This window comes from Bacillus sp. LJBS17 (genome assembly GCF_019334685.1).
GTDB classification, from domain to species: domain Bacteria; phylum Bacillota; class Bacilli; order Bacillales; family Bacillaceae; genus Bacillus; species Bacillus subtilis.
The window spans coordinates 2,876,988-2,900,856 of sequence record NZ_CP079759.1 but is presented as its reverse complement, the minus strand read 5'-3'; the positions used below and the strand labels follow the sequence as shown (position 1 = coordinate 2,900,856).

The window sequence follows — 23,869 nt, the reverse complement described above, 5'->3', positions numbered from 1 at the left end:
ATGAATACATTCTCTTAAAGGAGGGATGGCATGTGTTTACACAAGCGAATTTATTTTTAATTTTACTCTTGGCTATCGCACTTATCGCAAAAAACCAATCATTGCTCTTTGCTGTATCCGTCCTTTTGATCATCAAAATCGTTGGGCTTGATCAGAAATTATTTCCGACCATCCAGTCAAAAGGCATTAACTGGGGTGTGACCATTATTACCATCGCCGTTCTTGTCCCGATTGCCACGGGAGAAATCGGATTTAAGCAGCTTGGAGAAGCAATGCGGTCTTCCTACGCATGGATCGCCCTTGGAGCGGGGATCGCAGTGGCGCTGATTGCAAAAAACGGCCTGACCCTGCTTGAAAATGATCCGCATATTACAACTGCTCTCGTGATCGGGACCATTCTTGCAGTCGCGCTTTTTGGAGGAGTTGCGGTGGGGCCGCTGATCGGAGCGGGGATTGCTTATTTAGCCATGCAGATCGTAAAACTGTTCACTTCATAAAAAAAAGCGGCCTGAAAGCCGCTTTTTTTTTATGCAAAAACCCGCAAATAAAGGCGTTTTTTCGGGGAAATCACAGAATGAAAAAAAAAATTATAGGTAAACATTTAACAAATGTCTGATTATTGTTTATAATGAGAATAGGCTTAAACTTAAATAAGCTTATAAGAATTTGTTATGTTCTTTCATAAGCAAAGGGTTTTAGTTCCAGCAGCCAGTAAAATGTAAGCATTTTCTTTTTGGGGGAGAGAAATACTTGCATCGTGCTTTTTAAGTAAGCCTCATGTTTTTACAACACTCTTAAAGGGGAAATTTATTGAAAAGGAGATGTTATATATGACAGCGACACGCGGTCTTGAAGGGGTTGTAGCAACAACATCATCTGTTAGTTCTATTATTGATGATACCCTTACATATGTGGGGTATGATATCGATGATTTGACAGAGAATGCAAGTTTTGAAGAAATCATCTACTTGCTTTGGCATCTAAGGCTGCCAAACAAAAAAGAGCTTGAAGAGTTAAAGCAGCAGCTTGCAAAGGAAGCTGCCGTTCCGCAAGAAATTATTGAGCACTTCAAATCTTATTCCCTCGAAAATGTTCATCCCATGGCTGCTCTTCGGACAGCAATTTCATTACTAGGCCTGCTTGACAGCGAGGCTGATACCATGAACCCGGAAGCCAACTACAGAAAGGCGATCCGCCTTCAGGCAAAGGTGCCTGGCCTGGTTGCAGCGTTTTCCAGAATTCGCAGGGGTCTTGAGCCTGTTGAACCGAGAGAAGATTACGGTATTGCGGAGAATTTTCTTTACACATTAAACGGTGAAGAGCCTTCACCAATTGAGGTTGAAGCCTTCAACAAAGCATTGATTTTACATGCTGACCATGAGTTGAACGCGTCAACGTTCACAGCGAGGGTCTGCGTCGCAACACTTTCTGACATCTATTCAGGCATTACTGCAGCAATCGGCGCGCTGAAAGGGCCTCTTCACGGAGGAGCGAATGAAGGCGTTATGAAAATGCTGACAGAAATCGGTGAAGTGGAAAACGCTGAGCCGTACATCCGCGCTAAACTTGAAAAGAAAGAAAAAATCATGGGATTCGGCCACCGTGTGTATAAGCATGGTGATCCGCGCGCGAAGCATCTGAAAGAAATGAGCAAGCGCCTGACCAACCTGACAGGCGAAAGCAAATGGTATGAGATGTCGATTCGTATAGAAGACATCGTCACATCAGAGAAAAAGCTTCCGCCTAACGTTGATTTCTATTCGGCTTCTGTATATCACAGCCTCGGTATTGACCATGATTTGTTTACACCGATTTTTGCTGTAAGCAGAATGTCCGGCTGGCTCGCTCATATTCTTGAGCAGTATGACAACAACCGTCTGATCCGCCCGCGGGCAGATTACACAGGCCCTGACAAACAAAAATTCGTTCCGATTGAAGAAAGAGCCTAAAGAACCATTGGAGGCTGGCTTGCGTCAATGAGGTTAGCCTCTTGTTCAGAACATCAAAATTGGGTTACACTTTAAATTGAATGTTAGGAAAAATCATTTTATTTTCTATATAAGAAAAATAAAATGTTTTCTAAATATGAATTACATACTGGGAGGTTTTTATTGTGGCACAAGGTGAAAAAATTACAGTCTCTAACGGAGTATTAAACGTACCAAACAACCCGATTATCCCATTTATCGAAGGAGACGGAACCGGTCCTGATATTTGGAACGCGGCTTCGAAGGTTTTGGAAGCAGCAGTAGAAAAAGCATACAAAGGCGAAAAGAAAATTACATGGAAAGAAGTTTACGCCGGAGAAAAGGCTTATAATAAAACAGGTGAGTGGCTCCCTGCTGAAACATTAGATGTGATCCGCGAATATTTCATCGCGATTAAAGGCCCGTTAACGACACCTGTCGGCGGCGGTATCCGTTCTTTGAACGTAGCGCTCAGACAAGAGCTTGACCTATTCGTCTGCTTAAGACCTGTAAGATACTTTACTGGAGTGCCGTCACCGGTAAAACGCCCTGAAGATACTGATATGGTCATCTTCCGTGAAAATACAGAAGATATTTACGCAGGCATCGAGTATGCAAAAGGCTCTGAAGAAGTGCAAAAGCTTATCAGCTTCCTTCAAAATGAGTTAAACGTCAATAAAATCCGTTTCCCTGAGACATCAGGTATCGGCATTAAGCCTGTTTCAGAAGAAGGAACAAGCCGCTTGGTCAGAGCTGCCATTGATTATGCGATCGAGCATGGCCGCAAATCTGTAACGCTTGTTCACAAAGGAAACATCATGAAGTTCACAGAAGGCGCGTTCAAAAACTGGGGCTATGAACTTGCTGAAAAAGAATACGGAGATAAAGTCTTCACATGGGCTCAATATGACCGCATTGCTGAAGAAGAAGGAAAAGACGCTGCCAACAAAGCGCAAAGCGAAGCGGAAACAGCAGGAAAAATCATTATCAAAGACAGCATTGCTGACATTTTCCTTCAGCAGATCTTAACGCGTCCAAACGAGTTTGATGTCGTTGCGACAATGAACTTGAACGGAGATTACATTTCTGATGCTCTTGCTGCGCAAGTCGGCGGAATCGGCATTGCTCCTGGAGCGAACATCAACTACGAAACAGGACATGCGATTTTCGAGGCGACGCACGGAACGGCTCCTAAATATGCAGGCCTTGATAAAGTAAACCCATCTTCAGTTATTCTTTCAGGCGTTCTGCTTCTTGAGCATTTAGGATGGAACGAAGCGGCTGATTTGGTTATCAAATCTATGGAAAAAACAATCGCTTCCAAAGTCGTAACTTACGATTTTGCTAGATTAATGGACGGGGCGACTGAAGTGAAATGTTCAGAGTTCGGAGAAGAACTGATCAAAAACATGGACTAAGCAAGGAAAAAGCCTAAAACTAGCCATAAAGGAGAAGAGAGACATGGGAAATACTCGTAAAAAAGTTTCTGTTATCGGAGCAGGTTTTACCGGAGCTACAACTGCATTTTTAATCGCTCAAAAAGAGCTGGCAGACGTTGTTCTTGTTGACATTCCGCAATTGGAGAACCCGACAAAGGGAAAAGCGCTTGATATGCTTGAAGCAAGCCCGGTTCAAGGCTTTGACGCAAAAATTACGGGAACATCCAATTACGAGGATACAGCTGGCTCTGACATTGTTGTCATTACAGCCGGTATCGCAAGAAAACCTGGTATGAGCAGAGATGATTTGGTCTCTACAAACGAAAAGATTATGAGAAGCGTTACCCGGGAAATCGTGAAATATTCTCCTGACTCTATTATTGTGGTGCTGACAAATCCTGTTGATGCAATGACATACGCGGTGTACAAAGAATCAGGCTTCCCTAAAGAGCGTGTAATCGGCCAGTCCGGTGTGCTTGATACGGCAAGATTCAGAACATTTGTGGCAGAGGAATTAAACCTGTCAGTGAAAGATGTGACTGGTTTCGTACTCGGCGGACACGGTGACGATATGGTTCCGCTTGTGCGTTATTCTTATGCTGGCGGTATCCCGCTTGAAACTCTTATTCCGAAAGAACGGATTGACGCAATTGTGGAGCGTACTAGAAAAGGCGGAGGCGAAATCGTGAATCTTCTTGGAAACGGAAGCGCGTATTATGCGCCTGCGGCTTCTCTGACAGAAATGGTCGAAGCGATCTTGAAGGATCAGCGCCGCGTCCTTCCTACAATTGCTTATCTTGAAGGGGAATACGGCTATGAAGGCATCTACCTTGGTGTTCCTACAATTGTAGGCGGCAACGGTCTTGAGCAAATCATTGAACTTGAACTGACAGACTATGAAAGAGCGCAGCTGAATAAATCAGTTGAATCTGTCAAAAATGTCATGAAAGTATTATCCTAATAAAAAGAGAGAAAGGCTTGCTTAATACAGCCTTTCTCTTTTTACTATAAATGAAAGCGCTATCATGAACATCTTTATTTCTTTTAAAAATGATGTAAAAGGCGAATTGTCGGAATGTCCTGCTTTCGCTAAAATAAAATCATGAAACATGTTAAGATGACATAAAATAGAGAAATAGGATGTCGGGGAATTATAATACTGGAGGCACAGCATGAACAAGAAAATTTTAGTTGTGGATGATGAAGAATCTATTGTTACTCTTTTACAGTACAATTTGGAACGGTCAGGCTATGATGTCATTACCGCCTCGGATGGGGAAGAAGCACTCAAAAAAGCGGAAACAGAGAAGCCTGATTTGATTGTGCTTGATGTGATGCTTCCAAAATTGGACGGAATCGAAGTATGCAAGCAGCTGAGACAGCAAAAACTGATGTTTCCCATTTTAATGCTGACAGCGAAGGATGAGGAATTCGACAAAGTATTAGGGCTTGAGCTCGGTGCTGATGATTATATGACCAAGCCGTTCAGTCCAAGGGAAGTAAATGCGAGAGTCAAAGCGATTTTAAGGCGTTCGGAAATGGCTGCGCCCTCTAGTGAGATGAAGAACGATGAAATGGAAGGCCAGATCGTAATCGGCGATCTGAAAATCCTGCCTGATCATTATGAAGCGTACTTTAAAGAAAGTCAGCTTGAACTGACACCGAAAGAATTCGAACTGCTGCTCTATTTAGGCAGACATAAAGGCAGAGTTCTGACAAGAGACCTGCTGCTGAGCGCAGTCTGGAATTATGATTTTGCCGGAGATACGAGAATTGTTGATGTGCACATCAGCCATCTTCGCGACAAAATTGAAAACAATACCAAAAAACCGATCTACATTAAAACGATTAGGGGATTGGGGTATAAACTGGAGGAGCCAAAAATGAATGAATAAATACCGTGTGCGCCTTTTTTCTGTATTCGTTGTCTGTATGATTCTGGTGTTTTGTGTTCTCGGGCTGTTTTTACAGCAGCTTTTTGAAACATCTGATCAAAGGAAAGCAGAGGAACACATTGAAAAAGAAGCAAAATACTTGGCTTCGCTTCTTGATGCCGGCAATCTGAATAATCAAGCAAATGAGAAAATCATTAAAGATGCAGGCGGCGCGCTTGATGTGAGCGCATCCGTTATTGATACAGACGGCAAGGTGCTGTATGGGTCAAACGGGAGATCGGCTGATTCCCAAAAGGTGCAGGCGCTTGTTTCTGGCCATGAGGGTATTCTGTCAACAACAGATAACAAGCTTTATTACGGACTTTCACTTAGAAGCGAAGGTGAAAAAACAGGATATGTGCTGCTTTCCGCCTCTGAAAAAAGCGACGGCTTAAAAGGCGAATTGTGGGGGATGCTGACGGCCAGTCTTTGTACCGCATTTATCGTCATTGTTTATTTTTATTCCAGCATGACCTCACGTTATAAAAGGTCAATTGAGTCAGCGACAAATGTAGCCACAGAACTCTCTAAGGGCAACTACGATGCACGGACGTACGGCGGCTATATTAGGCGTTCTGATAAGCTAGGACATGCGATGAACAGCCTTGCCATTGATCTGATGGAAATGACGCGAACGCAGGAAATGCAGCGGGATCGGCTGCTGACAGTCATTGAAAACATTGGCTCCGGGCTGATTATGATCGACGGAAGAGGCTTTATTAATCTCGTAAACAGATCTTACGCCAAGCAGTTTCATATCAATCCGAATCATATGCTGCGCCGTCTTTATCACGATGCATTTGAACATGAAGAAGTGATCCAGCTTGTCGAAGACATTTTTATGACGGAGACAAAGAAATGCAAGCTGTTAAGACTTCCGATCAAAATAGAACGGCGTTATTTTGAAGTGGACGGCGTTCCGATTATGGGGCCGGATGATGAATGGAAAGGAATTGTGCTCGTTTTCCATGACATGACGGAAACAAAGAAATTAGAGCAGATGAGGAAGGATTTTGTGGCCAATGTTTCTCATGAGCTGAAAACACCGATTACGTCCATAAAAGGGTTTACGGAGACGTTATTGGATGGGGCGATGGAGGACAAAGAGGCGCTTTCTGAATTTCTCTCTATTATTCTTAAGGAAAGCGAAAGGCTTCAGTCTTTGGTTCAGGATTTGCTCGATCTCTCAAAAATCGAGCAGCAAAATTTCACGCTCAGTATCGAAACGTTTGAACCGGCCAAAATGCTTGGTGAGATAGAAACGCTTCTGAAGCATAAAGCGGATGAGAAAGGCATCTCCTTGCACCTGAATGTCCCGAAAGACCCTCAATATGTATCTGGTGACCCGTACAGGCTGAAACAGGTATTTCTTAATCTCGTAAACAATGCGTTAACCTACACGCCTGAGGGGGGCTCCGTGGCTATCAATGTAAAACCCAGAGAAAAAGACATTCAGATTGAGGTTGCCGATTCTGGAATCGGAATTCAGAAAGAAGAAATTCCGCGAATCTTTGAACGCTTTTACCGCGTAGATAAAGACAGAAGCAGGAATTCGGGCGGAACAGGGCTGGGCCTTGCGATTGTCAAGCATTTAATAGAGGCTCATGAAGGGAAAATTGATGTCACAAGCGAGCTTGGACGGGGAACTGTCTTTACCGTGACGCTGAAACGGGCCGCTGAAAAGTCCGCCTAATGTTTACAAAGGTTTAACAATATCTTCATGCACTGTTAAACCTATGCTGGTAGGATGTAGTAGAACCCCTTCATCCAAGGAGCCAATTTTGACGGCGGGAACCTATTTGTGTTCCCGTCCTTTTTTGTGTCTTCTCTTATAGTTCACGTATTTTCCTTTCAAATTGAACTTTGTTAAAATAAGAGGAGCTAATGACTATGTAAGAGATGAATGGAAGCCTGAGGCTTCTTAGGAGGAAATTGAATGACGGAACGAAAAAAATTAGTGCTTGTAGACGGAAACAGTCTGGCTTACCGGGCGTTTTTTGCATTGCCGCTGTTAAGCAATGATAAAGGTGTTCATACAAATGCTGTATACGGCTTTGCGATGATTTTGATGAAAATGCTTGAGGATGAAAAACCGACGCACATGCTGGTTGCGTTTGATGCCGGGAAAACAACATTTCGTCACGGCACATTTAAAGAATATAAAGGCGGCAGACAGAAAACCCCGCCTGAGCTTTCCGAACAAATGCCGTTTATCCGCGAGCTGCTGGATGCCTACCAGATCAGCCGCTATGAACTGGAACAATATGAAGCGGATGATATTATCGGCACACTGGCCAAATCGGCTGAAAAAGACGGATTTGAAGTTAAGGTTTTCTCAGGAGATAAGGATTTAACACAGCTGGCAACGGACAAAACGACAGTTGCCATTACGAGAAAGGGAATTACCGATGTTGAATTTTACACACCGGAGCATGTCAAAGAGAAATACGGGCTTACGCCTGAACAAATCATTGATATGAAGGGTCTGATGGGCGATTCCTCAGATAATATTCCGGGTGTGCCCGGCGTCGGAGAAAAGACTGCGATTAAGCTTTTAAAACAATTTGATTCCGTTGAAAAGCTGCTGGAGTCCATTGACGAGGTGAGCGGAAAGAAATTGAAGGAAAAGCTTGAGGAGTTTAAGGATCAGGCATTGATGAGCAAGGAGCTTGCGACAATTATGACGGATGCTCCGATTGAGGTATCTGTTTCCGGCCTGGAATATCAAGGCTTTAATCGTGAACAGGTCATTGCCATCTTTAAAGATCTTGGCTTCAACACGCTTCTTGAACGGCTTGGAGAAGACAGTGCAGAAGCAGAACAGGATCAATCGTTGGAAGACATTAATGTCAAAACAGTCACAGACGTGACAAGCGATATATTGGTTTCTCCATCCGCATTTGTCGTTGAACAGATTGGCGATAATTATCATGAAGAGCCGATCCTCGGATTTTCGATCGTAAATGAAACGGGAGCTTATTTCATTCCGAAAGACATTGCCGTTGAGTCTGAGGTGTTTAAAGAATGGGTGGAAAATGACGAGCAGAAGAAATGGGTCTTCGACAGCAAGCGGGCAGTTGTCGCTTTGCGCTGGCAGGGCATTGAGCTGAAAGGAGCCGAGTTTGATACGCTCCTTGCGGCTTATATCATCAACCCGGGCAATTCATATGACGACGTTGCGAGTGTGGCTAAGGATTACGGCCTGCATATCGTTTCAAGTGATGAATCAGTTTATGGAAAAGGAGCAAAACGGGCAGTGCCGTCAGAAGACGTACTGTCTGAGCACCTTGGCCGAAAAGCGTTAGCGATTCAAAGCCTTCGGGAAAAGCTCGTTCAGGAGCTGGAAAACAACGACCAGCTTGAACTGTTTGAAGAGCTGGAAATGCCTCTTGCGCTTATTCTTGGCGAAATGGAATCAACTGGCGTCAAGGTCGATGTTGACCGTTTAAAACGGATGGGTGAAGAACTGGGTGCGAAGCTGAAGGAATATGAAGAAAAAATCCATGAGATTGCGGGAGAGCCGTTTAACATCAATTCTCCGAAACAGCTAGGCGTCATCTTATTTGAAAAGATCGGCCTTCCTGTCGTAAAGAAAACGAAAACAGGCTATTCTACGTCTGCCGATGTGCTTGAAAAGCTGGCTGACAAGCATGATATTGTCGACTATATTTTACAGTACAGACAAATCGGCAAGCTTCAATCAACATATATCGAAGGGCTTTTAAAGGTGACGAGACCGGATTCGCATAAAGTGCACACGCGATTTAACCAGGCCTTAACGCAAACTGGCCGTCTCAGCTCGACTGATCCGAACCTGCAAAACATTCCGATCAGGCTTGAGGAAGGGCGGAAAATTCGCCAAGCTTTTGTGCCGTCTGAAAAAGACTGGCTCATTTTTGCAGCCGATTATTCACAAATCGAGCTGCGGGTGCTTGCCCATATTTCAAAGGATGAAAATCTGATCGAAGCTTTTACAAATGATATGGATATTCACACGAAAACGGCAATGGATGTGTTCCATGTCGCTAAGGATGAAGTGACATCTGCGATGAGACGCCAGGCGAAAGCGGTCAACTTTGGCATTGTTTACGGGATCAGCGATTACGGTCTGTCACAGAACCTCGGCATTACTCGGAAGGAAGCGGGAGCATTTATCGACCGCTATCTGGAAAGCTTCCAAGGCGTAAAAGCGTACATGGAAGATTCAGTACAGGAAGCGAAGCAAAAAGGATACGTAACAACGCTTATGCATCGCCGCCGCTACATCCCTGAGCTGACGAGCCGGAACTTTAATATCCGAAGTTTTGCGGAGCGGACGGCCATGAATACGCCGATTCAAGGAAGCGCCGCTGATATTATCAAAAAAGCCATGATTGACATGGCTGCCAAGCTGAAAGAAAAACAGTTGAAAGCAAGGCTTCTGCTTCAAGTACACGATGAATTGATTTTTGAGGCGCCAAAGGAAGAAATTGAAATTCTTGAAAAGCTTGTTCCTGAAGTGATGGAGCATGCGCTTGCATTAGATGTGCCGTTAAAGGTGGACTTTGCATCAGGCCCATCTTGGTACGATGCGAAATAAACAGAGATAGGAAGTGATGGATGTGCCGGAATTACCAGAGGTTGAGACGGTCCGGCGCACTCTGACCGGGCTTGTAAAGGGAAAAACAATCAAATCGGTAGAGATCAGATGGCCGAATATCATCAAACGGCCTGCCGAACCGGAGGAATTTGCGCGAAAACTAGCAGGAGAAACGATACAGTCCATCGGAAGACGGGGAAAGTTTTTACTGTTTCATTTAGATCATTATGTTATGGTTTCTCACCTTCGAATGGAAGGAAAATACGGTCTTCATCAAGCCGAGGAGCCTGACGATAAACACGTGCATGTCATATTCACGATGACGGATGGAACCCAGCTCCGGTACAGGGATGTGCGGAAATTTGGAACCATGCACTTATTTAAACCGGGAGAAGAAGCGGGCGAGCTCCCGCTTTCTCAGTTAGGTCCGGAGCCGGATGCAGAAGAATTTACGAGTGCGTATTTAAAAGAACGGCTTGCGAAAACAAACCGCGCTGTCAAAACTGCCCTACTGGATCAAAAAACGGTAGTTGGACTCGGGAACATTTATGTGGATGAGGCTCTTTTCAGAGCAGGTGTCCATCCCGAGACAAAAGCAAATCAATTATCAGATAAAACAATCAAAACCCTTCACGCTGAAATCAAAAACACTCTGCAGGAGGCGATTGATGCGGGCGGAAGCACAGTCCGTTCTTATATCAACTCCCAAGGGGAAATCGGAATGTTCCAGCTGCAGCATTTTGTGTACGGAAAAAAAGACGAGCCATGCAAAAATTGCGGAACGATGATTTCGAAAATTGTCGTTGGAGGAAGAGGCACGCATTTTTGCGCAAAGTGCCAGACAAAAAAGTAGCATAATGCTTCATTGTCCAAGCTGTCGGTGCATATATCAGTAACTCTGGAATTGAGGATGCCATTTTCGAAACACGGATTTTTCACTTTCCCATATATATGATTGTGATGAATCCCGGGCATTTCACATCTGATACAAGAGCACCAACAGAAAGGAAGAAACGGATATGCAAATGGTTTCTATACTGCTGCTGGCGTTGGCTGTCAGCTTGGACAGTTTTTCAGTCGGATTTACGTACGGATTGAGAAAAATGAAAATACCGTTTAAAGCGATTTTGGTTATCGCCTGCTGTTCCGGTGCTGTCATGTTTATATCCATGCTGATCGGAAGCTTTCTCACGAAGTTTTTTCCTGTATATGTGACGGAGAAGCTTGGCGGTTTGATATTGGTTGGAATCGGTGCGTGGGTTCTGTATCAATTTTTCAAACCGGCAAAAGATAAAGAATACCTATTGCATGAAAAAACACTGCTTAATTTAGAGGTTCGGTCATTAGGAATTGTGATTCATATTTTGAGAAAACCCATGAGTGCGGATATCGACAAATCGGGTGTGATCAACGGAATTGAGGCGGTCTTATTGGGATTTGCCTTATCGATTGATGCCTTTGGAGCAGGTATAGGCGCAGCCATTCTCGGTTTTTCGCCGATTGTGATGAGCATCGCCGTGGCAATCATGAGCTCGCTGTTTGTATCAATTGGAATCAATGCCGGCCATTTTCTGTCTAAGTGGAAATGGATCGATAAAATGGCGTTTTTGCCGGGGCTTCTATTAATCACGATTGGGCTCTGGAAATTGTAAAAAGGAGTGGATCTCTTGACCTTAGTCATTGGTTTAACGGGAGGAATAGCTAGCGGCAAAAGCACGGTAGCCAATATGCTGATTGAAAAAGGAATAACAGTTATAGATGCAGATATCATTGCAAAACAAGCGGTAGAAAAAGGGATGCCGGCCTACCGGCAAATCATTGACGAATTCGGTGAAGACATACTGCTCTCAAATGGCGATATAGATCGAAAAAAGCTTGGAGCGCTGGTATTTACAAATGAACAAAAACGTCTCGCTTTAAATGCAATTGTTCATCCCGCAGTCAGGCAGGAAATGCTCAATCGCCGTGATGAAGCCGTTGCAAATCGGGAGGCATTTGTTGTATTGGATATCCCGCTATTGTTCGAAAGCAAATTGGAATCATTGGTTGATAAAATTATTGTGGTCAGTGTGACAAAAGATCTTCAACTGGAACGTCTGATGAAGCGCAATCAGCTGACGGAAGAAGAAGCAGTCAGCCGTATCCGCTCTCAAATGCCCTTAGAGGAAAAAACAGCAAGAGCAGATCAAGTCATTTATAACAGCGGCACGCTTGAAGAGACCAAAAGGCAGCTTGATGAAATCATGAACAGCTGGGCATAATCAAAAAACACCGTTCATATTGAACGGTGTTTTTTTGCCATTAAAAATCAAAGTTGTCCGGATCAGGACCGACGCGCAAGTTTTCATTCAGTGCATCGATTCGGTTCATGTCATCCTGCGTTAATTCAAAGTCAAATACGCTTGCATTTTCTTTAATGCGGTGTTCCTTCGTTGATTTAGGAATCGTAATGATGCCATGCTGCAGATCCCAGCGCAAAATAATTTGTGCGACAGATTTATTATATGTTTGAGCGATGTCAGCCAATACAGGGTGATCCAGCAGCTGTCCCTGCATTAAAGGTGACCAAGCCTCCATCTGGATGCCCTGATTTTGGCAGTATCTTATCAACTCTTTTTGTGTGAGGCGCGGGTGAAATTCCACTTGGTTAATCATAGGCTTAATTTCAGCTGCCGTCATCAGATCTTCAAGATGGTGAATTTGGAAGTTGCTTACGCCAATCGCTTTGATGCGGCCTTCTTTATACAGCGTTTCAAGCGCTCTCCAAGCTTCTTTATACTTTCCTTCTACAGGCCAGTGGATGAGGTATAGATCCAAATAATCCAGACCGAGTTTGGACAGACTTGTTTCAAACGCGGCGAGTGTTTCTTCGTAGCCTAAATCCGCATTCCATACTTTCGATGTGATAAACAGATCCTCTCTTGAAATGCCTGCTTCTTCAATGCCTTCCCGAATCCCTTCTCCGACTCCAGCTTCATTTCCATAGATTGCTGCAGTATCAATACTGCGGTACCCGTGAACAATGGCAGTTTTAACTGCGTTTACCAGTTCAGATCCTTCTTCCACTTGGAACACGCCAAGGCCGAACCAAGGCATTTCTACCCCATTATGAAGTGTTGCTTTTGCTTGTAAATGTGTTGTCATGTTCATTTCCTCCTTTAAAATTGTCAGGCTTCCTGCCGATCTCGTTTTTCCATCAAGCGGCTCCAGCCTGTTAAAATGACTGCACCGACCACCATTAATCCGCCTATCCAAGCGGTATGAATCAATCCGATTGAATCGGTGATCACACCGCCAAGGTATGACCCAAGCGCGATCCCTGCATTAAAGGCAGCGATATTCATCGCGGATGCGACGTCAACTGCACTCGGGACAAAACGCTCAGCCAGCATGACGACATACACCTGAAGGCCGGGCACGTTCATAAAGGCCAGCAATCCCATACAGAGAATGGTAATGAGCCCAGCTGCTTGATACGGGGCTGTAAATGTCAGTACGAATAGAACAATTGCCTGTACGATAAACATATAGAATAAAGCGGCAATTGGATTTCGGTTTGACAGCTTTCCGCCAATCATATTGCCGATAGCAATAGCTATTCCGTATCCGAGCAGAATCACTGCAACAGTCCCGGCTTTGAAGCCTGTTACTTCCTGAAGCAGGGGAGACAGATACGTGAACACAACGAATGTTCCTCCGTATCCAAGCGCTGTAATGACAAATAAAAGCAATAACCGGCTGTTTGTCACAAGCTTCAATTGATCCCGCATCGTTGTTTTCGTCCCTTTTCGTAATTTGGACGGTACAAGAATGCCATTTGTAATGAAAGCAATGATTCCGACGGCGATAATGACCATAAAGGCGAAACGCCAGCCGAACTGCTGGCCGATAAATGTCCCAAAAGGAACTCCGGTTACAGTTGCCACAGTGAGGCCAGTAAACATAATTGAAATCGCGCTAGCCCTTTTATCTTCCGGGACAATATCCGCTGCGATTGTCGAACCGATCGACATAAACACACCGTGCGAAAATGCCGATATCACACGTGCTGCTAGTAAAATCCCGATGCTTGAAGCGGTTGCTGCCATCGTATTACCGGCAATAAAAATAAACATGATCCAAAGCAATAGTGTCTTACGTGACATGCTTGAGGTCAATGAAGTTAATATAGGTGCCCCAAATGTAACGCCGAGCGCATAAAGGGAAACGGTCAATCCTGCTGTCGTGACGGGAATATCCAGGTCATCAGCAATGAGCGGCAAAAGGCCGACACTGATAAATTCAGTTGTCCCTATTGCGAATGCACTTACGGCCAAAGCCAGTAGTGCAGGAATACTACTTTTATTGGCTGAAGTCATGATGTTCCTCCTTTGTAAGATGTGTTGTATGATTGAAATTCTGCCGAGTAAGCTATATAAATAAAAAAGAGCAGATTCAAATCAGCCGGCAAATGTGATTATGAAACATATCGTTAAGAAATAAAAGTACGTACTTTGAAGTGCTATAGTCACTTTTTGGTGCCTGTGAGGAGAATGGATTGTATGGAGAAGAAAAAATATAACATTTCTGTTGAAGCGACTCTTGAAGTGATCGGTGGGAAATGGAAATGCGTCATTTTATGCCATCTGACGCACGGAAAAAAACGCACAAGCGAATTAAAACGCCTAATGCCCAACATCACGCAAAAAATGCTGACTCAGCAGCTGCGCGAGCTGGAAGCGGACGGTGTCATTAAACGAATCGTATATAATCAAGTTCCTCCCAAAGTGGAATATGAGCTCAGCGAATACGGCCGCAGCTTAGAAGGAATTTTAGATATGCTGTGTGCTTGGGGAGCGAATCATATTAACAGAGTGTACGGGGATACATTTTCTGTGCTAGAAGAAAGTGTGCTCAATGATAAGTTAAAACAGGAATCATAAAGCATGAGGGCAGTCAGTGCGGAGCGCTGGCTGCTTTTTGGTTCTTACGCCTGATATTCTGTGCAAGAAAACATAAGATGCATCATAAATTAGCGTTATAATCGTTGATTTTTATCAATATGTACTGGCGAATTTGTTTTAATGTGTTATACTAATTTTAGATAGTAACAAATTAGGGTGGCATAATTGATAAGGGGTGTCCAACATGAAGGTAAAAGTAGCGATCAACGGGTTTGGAAGAATCGGAAGAATGGTTTTTAGAAAAGCGATGTTAGACGATCAAATTCAAGTAGTGGCCATTAACGCCAGCTATTCCGCAGAAACGCTGGCTCATTTAATAAAGTATGACACAATTCACGGCAGATACGACAAAGAAGTTGTGGCTGGTGAAGACAGCCTGATCGTAAATGGAAAGAAAGTGCTTTTGTTAAACAGCCGTGATCCAAAACAGCTGCCTTGGCGGGAATATGATATTGACATAGTTGTCGAAGCAACAGGGAAGTTTAATGCTAAAGATAAAGCGATGGGCCATATAGAAGCAGGCGCAAAAAAAGTGATTTTGACCGCTCCGGGAAAAAATGAAGACGTTACCATTGTGATGGGCGTAAATGAGGACCAATTCGACGCTGAGCGCCATGTCATTATTTCAAATGCGTCATGCACGACAAATTGCCTTGCGCCTGTTGTAAAAGTGCTGGATGAAGAGTTTGGCATTGAGAGCGGTCTGATGACTACAGTTCATGCGTATACGAATGACCAAAAAAATATTGATAACCCGCACAAAGATTTGCGCCGGGCGCGGGCTTGCGGTGAATCCATCATTCCGACGACAACAGGAGCGGCAAAGGCGCTTTCGCTTGTGCTGCCGCATCTGAAAGGAAAACTTCACGGCCTCGCCTTGCGTGTCCCTGTTCCGAACGTCTCATTGGTTGATCTCGTTGTTGATCTGAAAACGGATGTTACGGCTGAAGAAGTAAACGAGGCATTTAAACGCGCTGCCAAAACGTCGATGTACGGTGTACTTGATTACTCAGATGAACCGCTCGTTTCGACTGATTATAATACGAATCCGCATTCAGCGGTCATTGACGGGCTTACAACAATGGTAATGGAAGACAGGAAAGTAAAGGTGCTGGCGTGGTATGACAACGAATGGGGCTACTCCTGCAGAGTTGTTGATCTGATCCGCCATGTAGCGGCACGAATGAAACATCCGTCTGCTGTATAAAATAAGGTCATGGACACATTTTAAAGAAAAAACCCTTAACAGCATATTTCTGAAAAAACGCACCTTGCAAATTAGACTTAAACACAGTATACTATTTTTCGTGAACTTCTTGCTTGAGACTGTTTCGGAATTACTTAAAGGGTTAGGACCTCTCCGGACTAACTTTCCCCCGTGGTAAATGGCCGACCCAGTTGTTGGAATTTCACTTTTTAATTCTTGTTAAGGGGGGTCCATGACTATGGAAACAATGGGGCGTCACGTTATCTCCGAGCTATGGGGATGCGATTTTGATAAGCTGAATGACATGGATTTTATTGAAAAAACGTTTGTAAATGCTGCTCTAAAATCAGGTGCTGAGGTGCGCGAGGTTGCATTTCACAAATTTGCACCGCAAGGCGTAAGCGGAGTTGTGATTATTTCTGAATCACACTTAACGATTCACAGTTTTCCTGAGCACGGATATGCGAGCATTGATGTTTATACTTGTGGAGACTTAGATCCTAATGTCGCTGCTGATTACATTGCAGAGGCATTACATGCTGATACAAGAGAAAACATTGAAATACCAAGAGGAATGGGGCCTGTGCAAATTAAACAGGCGCAAGCGAAAGTACTATAAAGTAAATTGCGAACACAAAGGGAGCTGAAGCTAGAAAGCCATTATGCGCTTTTTAGCTTATGCTCCTTTTATTTTTATAAAGAAACGAGAGTGTCAGCTTTTTCTTTTTTCATTTTTTTTGTAAAATAAGAAGGAGATTTTCACAACCACCTAATGCTATAGAAACAAATTTAACAACGGCTCTCCCGACAGATGCTGTCACATCTATTTTTAAAAGGCGGAGGCTGCCGAAAATACATTGCAGGGAACGATATAGTTGGGAGCTGATTTTATTGAAATGTCCTTCATGCCAGCATAACGGAACACGAGTCCTTGATTCACGGCCTGTGGATGACGGAAAGTCGATTCGCCGAAGACGCGAGTGCGAATCCTGCCACTACCGGTTTACGACCTTTGAGAAAGTGGAGGAAACCCCGCTCATCGTCGTGAAAAAAGAAGGTGTGCGTGAGGAATTCAGCAGAGAAAAAATGCTGCGCGGCCTCATAAAAGCATGTGAAAAAAGGCCTGTTTCACTCAAAACGCTTGAAGACATGTGCTTTGATATTGAAAAAGAGCTTCGCAATCAAGGCTGCTCCGAGGTGAAGAGTGAGCTCGTCGGAGAAATGGTCATGGACCGGCTGGCTAAGATTGACGAAGTCGCATATGTGCGGTTCGCGTCCGTCTATCGGCAGTTTAAAGATATAAACGTCTTTATCGACGAATTAAAAGACTTAATAAAGAAAGAGCGTTAAAAGAGCTAAGAGGATTCTTCTAGCTCTTTTCTCATGTGCAAAATTGGCATTTGATAGATATAAGAAACGGTGTAAAATGAAAGGTAGAAACAAATTCGGAAGGTTTGAGAATGTATGGCTGACTATTGGAAAGATGTACTGCCTGTAGACCCGTATGTGGTTAAAAGCAGATCGATGCTGCAGGATATTGACAGACAAATTATTACACAACTGTACCAGCCCTTAATCGGCCCTGTTGCATTCTCTCTTTATATGACATTGTGGGGAGAGCTTGAACAAAACCGTCTGTGGGGCGGAGAGTCCACACATAGACAGCTGATGGGGATGACACAGTCCAACTTAAAAACGATCCATCAGGAACAGGGGAAGCTCGAGGGCATCGGATTGCTGAAAGTATATATGAAAGAATCTGAGCGGCAGGAGCGCCTCTTTATATATGAACTCCTTCCGCCGCTCAGACCGAATGAATTTTTTGAAGACGGAATGCTGAATGTTTTTCTGTATAATAGAGTCGGAAAAACGAAATATCAGCAATTAAAACAATTTTTTACGCACCCGGCCATTTCAGAAGATGCGAAGGACATTACGCGTCCGTTTAATCATGCGTTTGAATCGCTGCAGCCGAGTGAATGGAAGCTCACATCCGATATGGAGGAAACGGTAAGACTTGCCGAGGGGTCCGAGTATACTTCTGTCGGACAGTCTCCGTCCTACACCATAACGGAGGATGTATTTGATTTTGATTTGTTTTTAGCGGGACTTTCTGAGACGATGATACCGAGAAAAGCGATGACCCAGCAGGTGCGGGACACAATCAAAAAGCTTTCTTATCTGTACGGAATTGACCCTTTGCAAATGCAAAATGTTGTAATGAGCGCAATTGATGAGCGTGACGTCATTACGACGGAGGCATTAAGAAAAGCGGCGAGCGACTGGTATCAAATTGAAAGAAACGGACAGCTGCCCGATTTGGTGGAAAAAACACAGCCGATGCATCTGCGTGAAGGCGAAAAACCGGCAGAAGAGGATTCTCTGGATGGGAAGCTGATTGCATTGCTTGAGGCGATTTCCCCGAAGAAGCTTCTGCAGGACATTGCTGACGGAACAGAGCCGTCAAAAGCTGATCTGAAGATCATAGAAGAAATTATGTTCGAACAGAAGCTCGAGCCAGGCGTCACAAATGTGTTAATTTATTATGTCATGCTGAAAACCGACATGAAGCTGTCCAAAAACTATATCCAAAAAATCGCTTCGCATTGGGCACGCAAAAAGGTAAAAACGGTCAGGGAAGCGATGAAGCTCGCAATAGAAGAAAACCGCCAGTATCTTGAATGGGCTGAAGGAAAAACAAAGTCTTCGAAACGAAACCAAAAAGTGATTCGTGAAGAAAAGCTTCCTGATTGGATGACAGAAAAGGAAACAGCGTCTGACTCAGAATCCGGACAGCAGAAGCTGCATCCGCAGGATTTGGAAGAACAGAAGAAAAAGATGATGGAAGAAATGCAAAAACTGAAAAAATACTCTGCCTATTAAAGACAGAGATGCGGGGTGAAGGAATAGATGGAACCAATCGGCCGTTCCCTGCAGGGCGTAACCGGCAGGCCGGATTTCCAAAAACGTCTTGAACAAATGAAGGAAAAAGTCATGAAAGATCAAGATGTTCAAGCATTTTTGAAGGAAAACGAAGAAGTGATTGACCAAAAAATGATCGAAAAGAGCTTAAATAAGCTTTATGAATATATTGAACAAAGCAAGAATTGCTCCTATTGTTCGGAAGATGAAAACTGCAACAATTTGTTGGAGGGCTACCATCCGAAACTTGTTGTCAGTGGGCGGTCTATTGATATCGAGTATTATGAATGTCCAGTCAAACGGAAGCTCGACCAGCAGAAGAAACAAAAGTCTCTTATGAAAAGCATGTATATCCAGCAGGATCTTCTCGGAGCGACGTTCCAGCAAGTTGATATCAGTGACCCGAGCAGGCTCGCGATGTTTCAGCATGTTACAGACTTCCTGAAAAGCTATAATGAGACGGGAAAAGGGAAAGGATTATATTTATACGGGAAATTTGGGGTAGGAAAAACGTTTATGCTCGCTGCAATTGCCAATGAGCTGGCGGAAAAAGAGTACTCCTCCATGATTGTCTATGTGCCTGAATTTGTGAGAGAGCTTAAAAATTCGCTGCAAGACCAGACATTGGAAGAGAAGCTCAATATGGTAAAGACCACACCCGTATTGATGCTTGATGACATCGGAGCAGAATCAATGACAAGCTGGGTAAGGGATGAAGTCATCGGAACGGTGCTTCAGCACAGAATGTCCCAGCAGCTGCCAACGTTCTTTTCTTCTAATTTCTCACCTGACGAGCTGAAGCATCATTTTACGTATTCGCAGAGGGGAGAAAAAGAAGAAGTAAAAGCTGCAAGATTAATGGAGCGGATATTATATTTGGCTGCTCCGATCCGCCTTGACGGAGAAAACCGCCGACATCCATAATTGCTGTGGTTCAAAGGGGAAGGAACTGAGGGTATGAAACGAAAAACGGCTGTCAAATGGCTGGCAGTGCTTGCAGGTGCTGGTTTACTCTATTGGGGAAATAAAACGTATTTGAATGTATCGCCGAAAGAAATCAGGGTTTGGGTATTGTCGTTCGGAGTCTTTGCACCTCTGATGTTTATCGGGATATCCATCGTCAGGCCACTTGTTTTATTTCCGGTGTCTGTTATTTCAATAGCTGGCGGACTTGCGTTTGGCCCGCTTCTCGGCACGCTTTATACGTTAGTCGGTTCAATGTGCGCTTCAGCTGTTTCGTTTTTTGCGGCCGGTTTGTTTTCGGCGAAAAAGAACGGGCATTACGAAAGGCTTGAAGCCATTCAGAAGCAAATGGAGGATAACGGATTTTTCTACATCTTTCTTTTGAGAATCCTGCCGATCAATTTTGATTTCGTCAGCTATGCGGCAGGTCTTTCCAATGTCAAAGCGCTGCCGTATTTTGCGGCGACGGCTGTGGGTATCATTCCTGGGACGATTGCGCTTAATGTGCTGGGTGCGAGCTTTTTGGCTGGCAATCTGCCCGCTTTCTTTCTTGTCCTAGCTCTGTATATCGTGTTTATCTCGCTGCCATTCATCCTCAGAAAGAAAATGCAAAACTTGTTCCAAGAATCAAATTAAGATTTGCCAGTGACCTTTACGTCTATTTTAAAAACATCCCCCATATACTTGTAACAGATGCCGTAAGGGGGGACAAACATGCTTGAAATAATCTTTGAAGATGACCATGATGCAGCCGCTTTTTTACATCTCATTCAGCATTCGGACGATCGGAACAATATCATTGTCCGTGAAGGCATACGAAAAATCGGGATTGAAAAAGCGAATCCGGCTTTTCCTATTCAGCGTTTTATGGAGCCGATTCTGGTCAAATTTTTTTTGGAATGCAAAGAAGACGAGCATATGCTGTCATTGATTGAGGAAACTTATTGTTTCACGGACCAGGATGAACAGCAGCAAATCCTTCAGCTCGCACACAGTATTATTGAAGGTGAAGCAGACGATCTTCCGTTTGAGCCGCTGAAGCTTTCACGGAAACAATCTATTTTGGATGAACTCCAAACGATCTGTTTAGAGGAAGGAGTATTTTACATTCGCTCCTTTCAGACCTTCCGACTTGGATCATACTATAAGCAGCTGAGAGATATTACAGAAGCAGCGATTGATGAATATAAGATGGAACAGGAATATCAAAACTTTATTCAAACACTCAGAGACTATGTGAACGCCAAACAGCCGCGAATCAAAAAAGTGCATATTGTCCATGATGGTTCCTTTACATTATGGGAGCTGCGCTATGTGCCGGAACGGGAAAAAATGAAATACATAGACAGAAGATTTGTCCGGGATCATCCTATGTATATTGATTCTCATTTGCTCGCGCCGCTGATTTCCATTGCGCCTGATGAAGTCGTGCTTTATACTGACCAGCCCGAGCACATGATGGCAAGGACCATTCAAAACGTATTTCAAGAGAGAGTGGAAATGCTCCCGCTGCATGCTTTTACAGATGCAGAAATACCGGTGAAGCACTCGGAAGGATGAGGGCCGGCAGCCTGTCTATATAAGGCTGTCGGTTTAAAAAAAGGAAACGCGATCGTGTTGATTTTTTGGATTGAACAATTTATAATACATAGGAGATTAAGAAAGACACACGTATTGATAAGGACACGAAGGAATGATACCGGCTCAAAGAGAGGGAAGCCCTGGCTGCAAGCTTCCCAGCTAAGGACCATTCGCTTTACCGCCTTTGAACTTCAGCTGTGAACCTCTTGAAAAGGAACAGTAATGGCTGACGGGAACTCCCGTTACAGAGCTTAGAGCCGCAGGTGCCGTATTGGCTTTGCGGAAAAAAGGGTGGAACCACGATTCCGTTTATTCAACCTCGTCCCTTTCATAGGGGGCGGGGTTTTTATATGCAAAAAAAGGAGTGACAAAGATGTCAGATATGGTAAAAATCACATTTCCTGATGGAGCAGTCAAGGAGTTTGCGAAAGGAACAACAACAGAAGATATCGCGGCATCCATCAGTCCGGGATTAAAGAAAAAATCATTAGCCGGAAAACTGAACGGAAAAGAAATCGATTTGAGAACGCCGATCAATGAAGACGGTACAGTGGAAATCATTACAGAAGGCTCAGAAGAAGGTCTTCAAATTATGCGCCACAGTACGGCTCACTTGCTGGCTCAAGCGATTAAACGCATCTACAAGGATGTTAAATTCGGCGTCGGTCCGGTTATCGAAAACGGGTTTTACTACGATGTAGAAATGGACGAAGCGATTACACCGGAGGATCTGCCGAAAATCGAGAAAGAAATGAAAAAAATCGTTAATGCGAACCTTCCGATCGTTCGAAAAGAAGTCAGCCGTGAAGAAGCGAAAGCCCGTTTTGCGGAAATCGGCGACGACCTGAAGCTTGAACTATTGGATGCGATTCCTGAAGGAGAAACCGTTTCGATCTATGAGCAAGGCGAATTCTTTGACCTGTGCCGCGGCGTCCACGTTCCTTCAACCGGAAAAATCAAAGAATTTAAGCTGTTAAGCCTTGCAGGCGCATACTGGCGCGGTGACAGCAAAAACCAAATGCTTCAGCGCGTATATGGCACAGCTTTCTTCAAAAAAGCTGATCTTGAAGAGCATCTTCGTATGCTAGAAGAAGCGAAAGAACGCGACCACAGAAAGCTCGGCAAAGAATTAAAGCTGTTTGCGAACTCTCAAAAAGTCGGACAAGGCCTGCCGCTTTGGCTGCCAAAAGGCGCGACAATCCGCCGCGTCATCGAGCGCTACATTGTTGATAAAGAAATCAGCCTCGGCTATGAGCACGTATACACACCTGTGCTAGGCAGCAAAGAGCTGTATGAAACATCAGGACACTGGGATCATTATCAGGAAGGCATGTTCCCTCCGATGGAAATGGACAATGAAACACTTGTATTGCGTCCGATGAACTGTCCGCACCATATGATGATTTACAAACAAGACATTCACAGTTACCGCGAGCTTCCGATTCGTATTGCAGAGCTTGGAACGATGCACCGCTATGAAATGTCAGGTGCGCTGTCAGGGCTTCAACGGGTACGCGGAATGACGTTAAATGATGCACACATCTTTGTGCGCCCGGATCAAATTAAGGATGAGTTTATCCGTACAGTCCGTTTAATCCAGGATGTTTATGAAGACTTCGGTTTAAGTGATTACACATTCCGTCTGTCTTACCGCGATCCGGAAGATACAGAGAAATATTTTGATGACGATGAAATGTGGAACAAAGCGCAATCCATGCTGAAAGAGGCAATGGACGAAATCGGCCACGACTATTACGAAGCAGAAGGTGAAGCGGCATTCTACGGCCCTAAACTTGATGTTCAGGTGAAAACTGCGATCGGAAAAGAAGAAACACTGTCTACGGTTCAGCTTGATTTCTTATTGCCGGAACGTTTCGACCTGACATACATCGGTGAGGACGGCAAGCAGCACCGTCCGGTTGTCATTCACAGAGGTGTCGTTTCAACAATGGAACGCTTTGTTGCCTTCTTAATCGAAGAACACAAAGGCGCGCTGCCGACATGGCTTGCACCGGTTCAGTTCCAAGTCATCCCGGTTTCTCCGGCTGTGCATTTAGACTACGCGAAAAAAGTGCAGGAACGCCTGCAACGTGAAGGCCTGCGTGTTGAAGTCGACAGCCGCGATGAAAAAATCGGCTACAAAATCCGTGAAGCGCAAATGCAAAAAATCCCGTACATGCTGGTGGTCGGTGACCAAGAAGCAGAAAACGGAGCGGTAAACGTGCGTAAATACGGAGAACAGAACTCTGAAACCATTTCACTTGATGAGTTTGTGAAAAAGGCAGTAGCTGAAGCGAAAAAATAAAATAAAAAGCATGATCTCGTTGAAGAGAT

Annotated in this window: 20 protein-coding genes and 1 pseudogene; 19 read left to right on the top strand and 2 right to left on the bottom strand. The window is 44.2% G+C overall.

Annotated elements, in window-relative coordinates; translation table 11 throughout:
* Window positions 1–32 precede the first annotated feature (32 nt).
* From KXZ66_RS15025 to coaE, 10 genes and pseudogenes are all read left to right on the top strand, one after another.
* Window positions 33–497 carry a DUF441 domain-containing protein gene (locus KXZ66_RS15025; protein WP_004398695.1) on the top strand — a complete coding sequence of 155 codons (465 nt, stop codon included), beginning with the start codon at window positions 33–35 and terminating at the stop codon, window positions 495–497.
* A 333-nt stretch (window positions 498–830) separates the two neighbouring features.
* Window positions 831–1,949: a citrate synthase gene (citZ, locus tag KXZ66_RS15020; RefSeq protein ID WP_014477638.1), complete on the top strand. Its 1,119-nt coding sequence runs from the start codon at window positions 831–833 to the stop codon at window positions 1,947–1,949.
* Window positions 1,950–2,113: 164 nt separating this feature from the next.
* Entirely contained in the window at window positions 2,114–3,385 is a 1,272-nt protein-coding gene (icd, locus tag KXZ66_RS15015; protein WP_151870116.1) for an NADP-dependent isocitrate dehydrogenase, read from the top strand.
* A 43-nt stretch (window positions 3,386–3,428) separates the two neighbouring features.
* Window positions 3,429–4,367, top strand: coding sequence for a malate dehydrogenase (gene mdh / locus KXZ66_RS15010; RefSeq protein ID WP_003237775.1), 939 nt, complete (start codon window positions 3,429–3,431; stop codon window positions 4,365–4,367).
* A 211-nt stretch (window positions 4,368–4,578) separates the two neighbouring features.
* Window positions 4,579–5,301 (top strand): two-component system response regulator PhoP, encoded by a 723-nt coding sequence (gene phoP, locus KXZ66_RS15005; protein WP_014477634.1) that lies wholly within the window; start codon window positions 4,579–4,581, stop codon window positions 5,299–5,301.
* A complete protein-coding gene (gene phoR / locus KXZ66_RS15000) occupies window positions 5,294–7,033 on the top strand; it encodes a sensory box histidine kinase PhoR (protein WP_004398493.1) in 1,740 nt (579 codons plus the stop codon). Before phoP ends, phoR begins: the two co-directional genes overlap by 8 nt.
* A 243-nt stretch (window positions 7,034–7,276) precedes the next feature.
* Window positions 7,277–9,919, top strand: a complete 2,643-nt coding sequence (gene polA, locus KXZ66_RS14995; RefSeq protein WP_004398870.1) for a DNA polymerase I — start codon at window positions 7,277–7,279, stop codon at window positions 9,917–9,919.
* A gap of 22 nt (window positions 9,920–9,941) precedes the next feature.
* Entirely contained in the window at window positions 9,942–10,772 is an 831-nt protein-coding gene (gene mutM / locus KXZ66_RS14990; RefSeq protein WP_029318229.1) for a DNA-formamidopyrimidine glycosylase, read from the top strand.
* Window positions 10,773–10,920: 148 nt separating this feature from the next.
* Window positions 10,921–11,571 (top strand): annotated as a pseudogene (gene ytaF, locus KXZ66_RS14985) (sporulation membrane protein YtaF); the annotation flags it as partial.
* A gap of 15 nt (window positions 11,572–11,586) precedes the next feature.
* Window positions 11,587–12,180, top strand: coding sequence for a dephospho-CoA kinase (gene coaE, locus KXZ66_RS14980; protein WP_038827987.1), 594 nt, complete (start codon window positions 11,587–11,589; stop codon window positions 12,178–12,180).
* Window positions 12,181–12,220: 40 nt separating this feature from the next.
* Here coaE and ytbE read toward each other — a convergent pair whose 3' ends face one another.
* Both ytbE and KXZ66_RS14970 read right to left on the bottom strand, forming a co-directional pair.
* Window positions 12,221–13,063, bottom strand: coding sequence for an aldo/keto reductase YtbE (ytbE, locus tag KXZ66_RS14975; protein WP_003229455.1), 843 nt, complete (start codon window positions 13,061–13,063; stop codon window positions 12,221–12,223).
* A 23-nt stretch (window positions 13,064–13,086) separates the two neighbouring features.
* On the bottom strand, window positions 13,087–14,277 hold the full coding sequence (locus tag KXZ66_RS14970; protein WP_015483547.1) for an MFS transporter: 1,191 nt from the start codon (window positions 14,275–14,277) through the stop codon (window positions 13,087–13,089).
* A gap of 183 nt (window positions 14,278–14,460) precedes the next feature.
* Between KXZ66_RS14970 and KXZ66_RS14965 the strand changes: the two genes are divergently transcribed.
* The 9 genes from KXZ66_RS14965 to thrS all read left to right on the top strand — a co-directional run bounded on the left by KXZ66_RS14965 (window position 14,461) and on the right by thrS (window position 23,840).
* Window positions 14,461–14,841, top strand: a complete 381-nt coding sequence (locus KXZ66_RS14965) for a winged helix-turn-helix transcriptional regulator (RefSeq protein ID WP_021480292.1) — start codon at window positions 14,461–14,463, stop codon at window positions 14,839–14,841.
* Window positions 14,842–15,046: 205 nt separating this feature from the next.
* Complete coding sequence (locus KXZ66_RS14960; protein ID WP_003229459.1) at window positions 15,047–16,069, top strand: glyceraldehyde-3-phosphate dehydrogenase; 1,023 nt, start codon at window positions 15,047–15,049, stop codon at window positions 16,067–16,069.
* 238 nt (window positions 16,070–16,307) lie between these two features.
* Window positions 16,308–16,688, top strand: a complete 381-nt coding sequence (gene speD / locus KXZ66_RS14955) for an adenosylmethionine decarboxylase (protein ID WP_003223584.1) — start codon at window positions 16,308–16,310, stop codon at window positions 16,686–16,688.
* A gap of 272 nt (window positions 16,689–16,960) precedes the next feature.
* A complete protein-coding gene (gene nrdR / locus KXZ66_RS14950) occupies window positions 16,961–17,419 on the top strand; it encodes a transcriptional regulator NrdR (protein ID WP_003223586.1) in 459 nt (152 codons plus the stop codon).
* A gap of 114 nt (window positions 17,420–17,533) precedes the next feature.
* Window positions 17,534–18,952: a replicative helicase loading/DNA remodeling protein DnaB gene (gene dnaB, locus KXZ66_RS14945; protein ID WP_021480291.1), complete on the top strand. Its 1,419-nt coding sequence runs from the start codon at window positions 17,534–17,536 to the stop codon at window positions 18,950–18,952.
* 27 nt (window positions 18,953–18,979) lie between these two features.
* Window positions 18,980–19,915: a primosomal protein DnaI gene (gene dnaI, locus KXZ66_RS14940; protein ID WP_038827989.1), complete on the top strand. Its 936-nt coding sequence runs from the start codon at window positions 18,980–18,982 to the stop codon at window positions 19,913–19,915.
* Between the two features lie 33 nt (window positions 19,916–19,948).
* Window positions 19,949–20,590 (top strand): TVP38/TMEM64 family protein, encoded by a 642-nt coding sequence (locus KXZ66_RS14935; RefSeq protein ID WP_038828001.1) that lies wholly within the window; start codon window positions 19,949–19,951, stop codon window positions 20,588–20,590.
* Between the two features lie 78 nt (window positions 20,591–20,668).
* The gene (gene ytxC, locus KXZ66_RS14930; RefSeq protein ID WP_021480288.1) at window positions 20,669–21,514 is read left to right on the top strand and encodes a putative sporulation protein YtxC; all 846 of its coding nucleotides are present in this window, start codon (window positions 20,669–20,671) and stop codon (window positions 21,512–21,514) included.
* 394 nt (window positions 21,515–21,908) lie between these two features.
* Window positions 21,909–23,840, top strand: coding sequence for a threonine--tRNA ligase (gene thrS, locus KXZ66_RS14925; RefSeq protein ID WP_014480529.1), 1,932 nt, complete (start codon window positions 21,909–21,911; stop codon window positions 23,838–23,840).
* The last annotated feature ends 29 nt before the right edge of the window (window positions 23,841–23,869 follow it).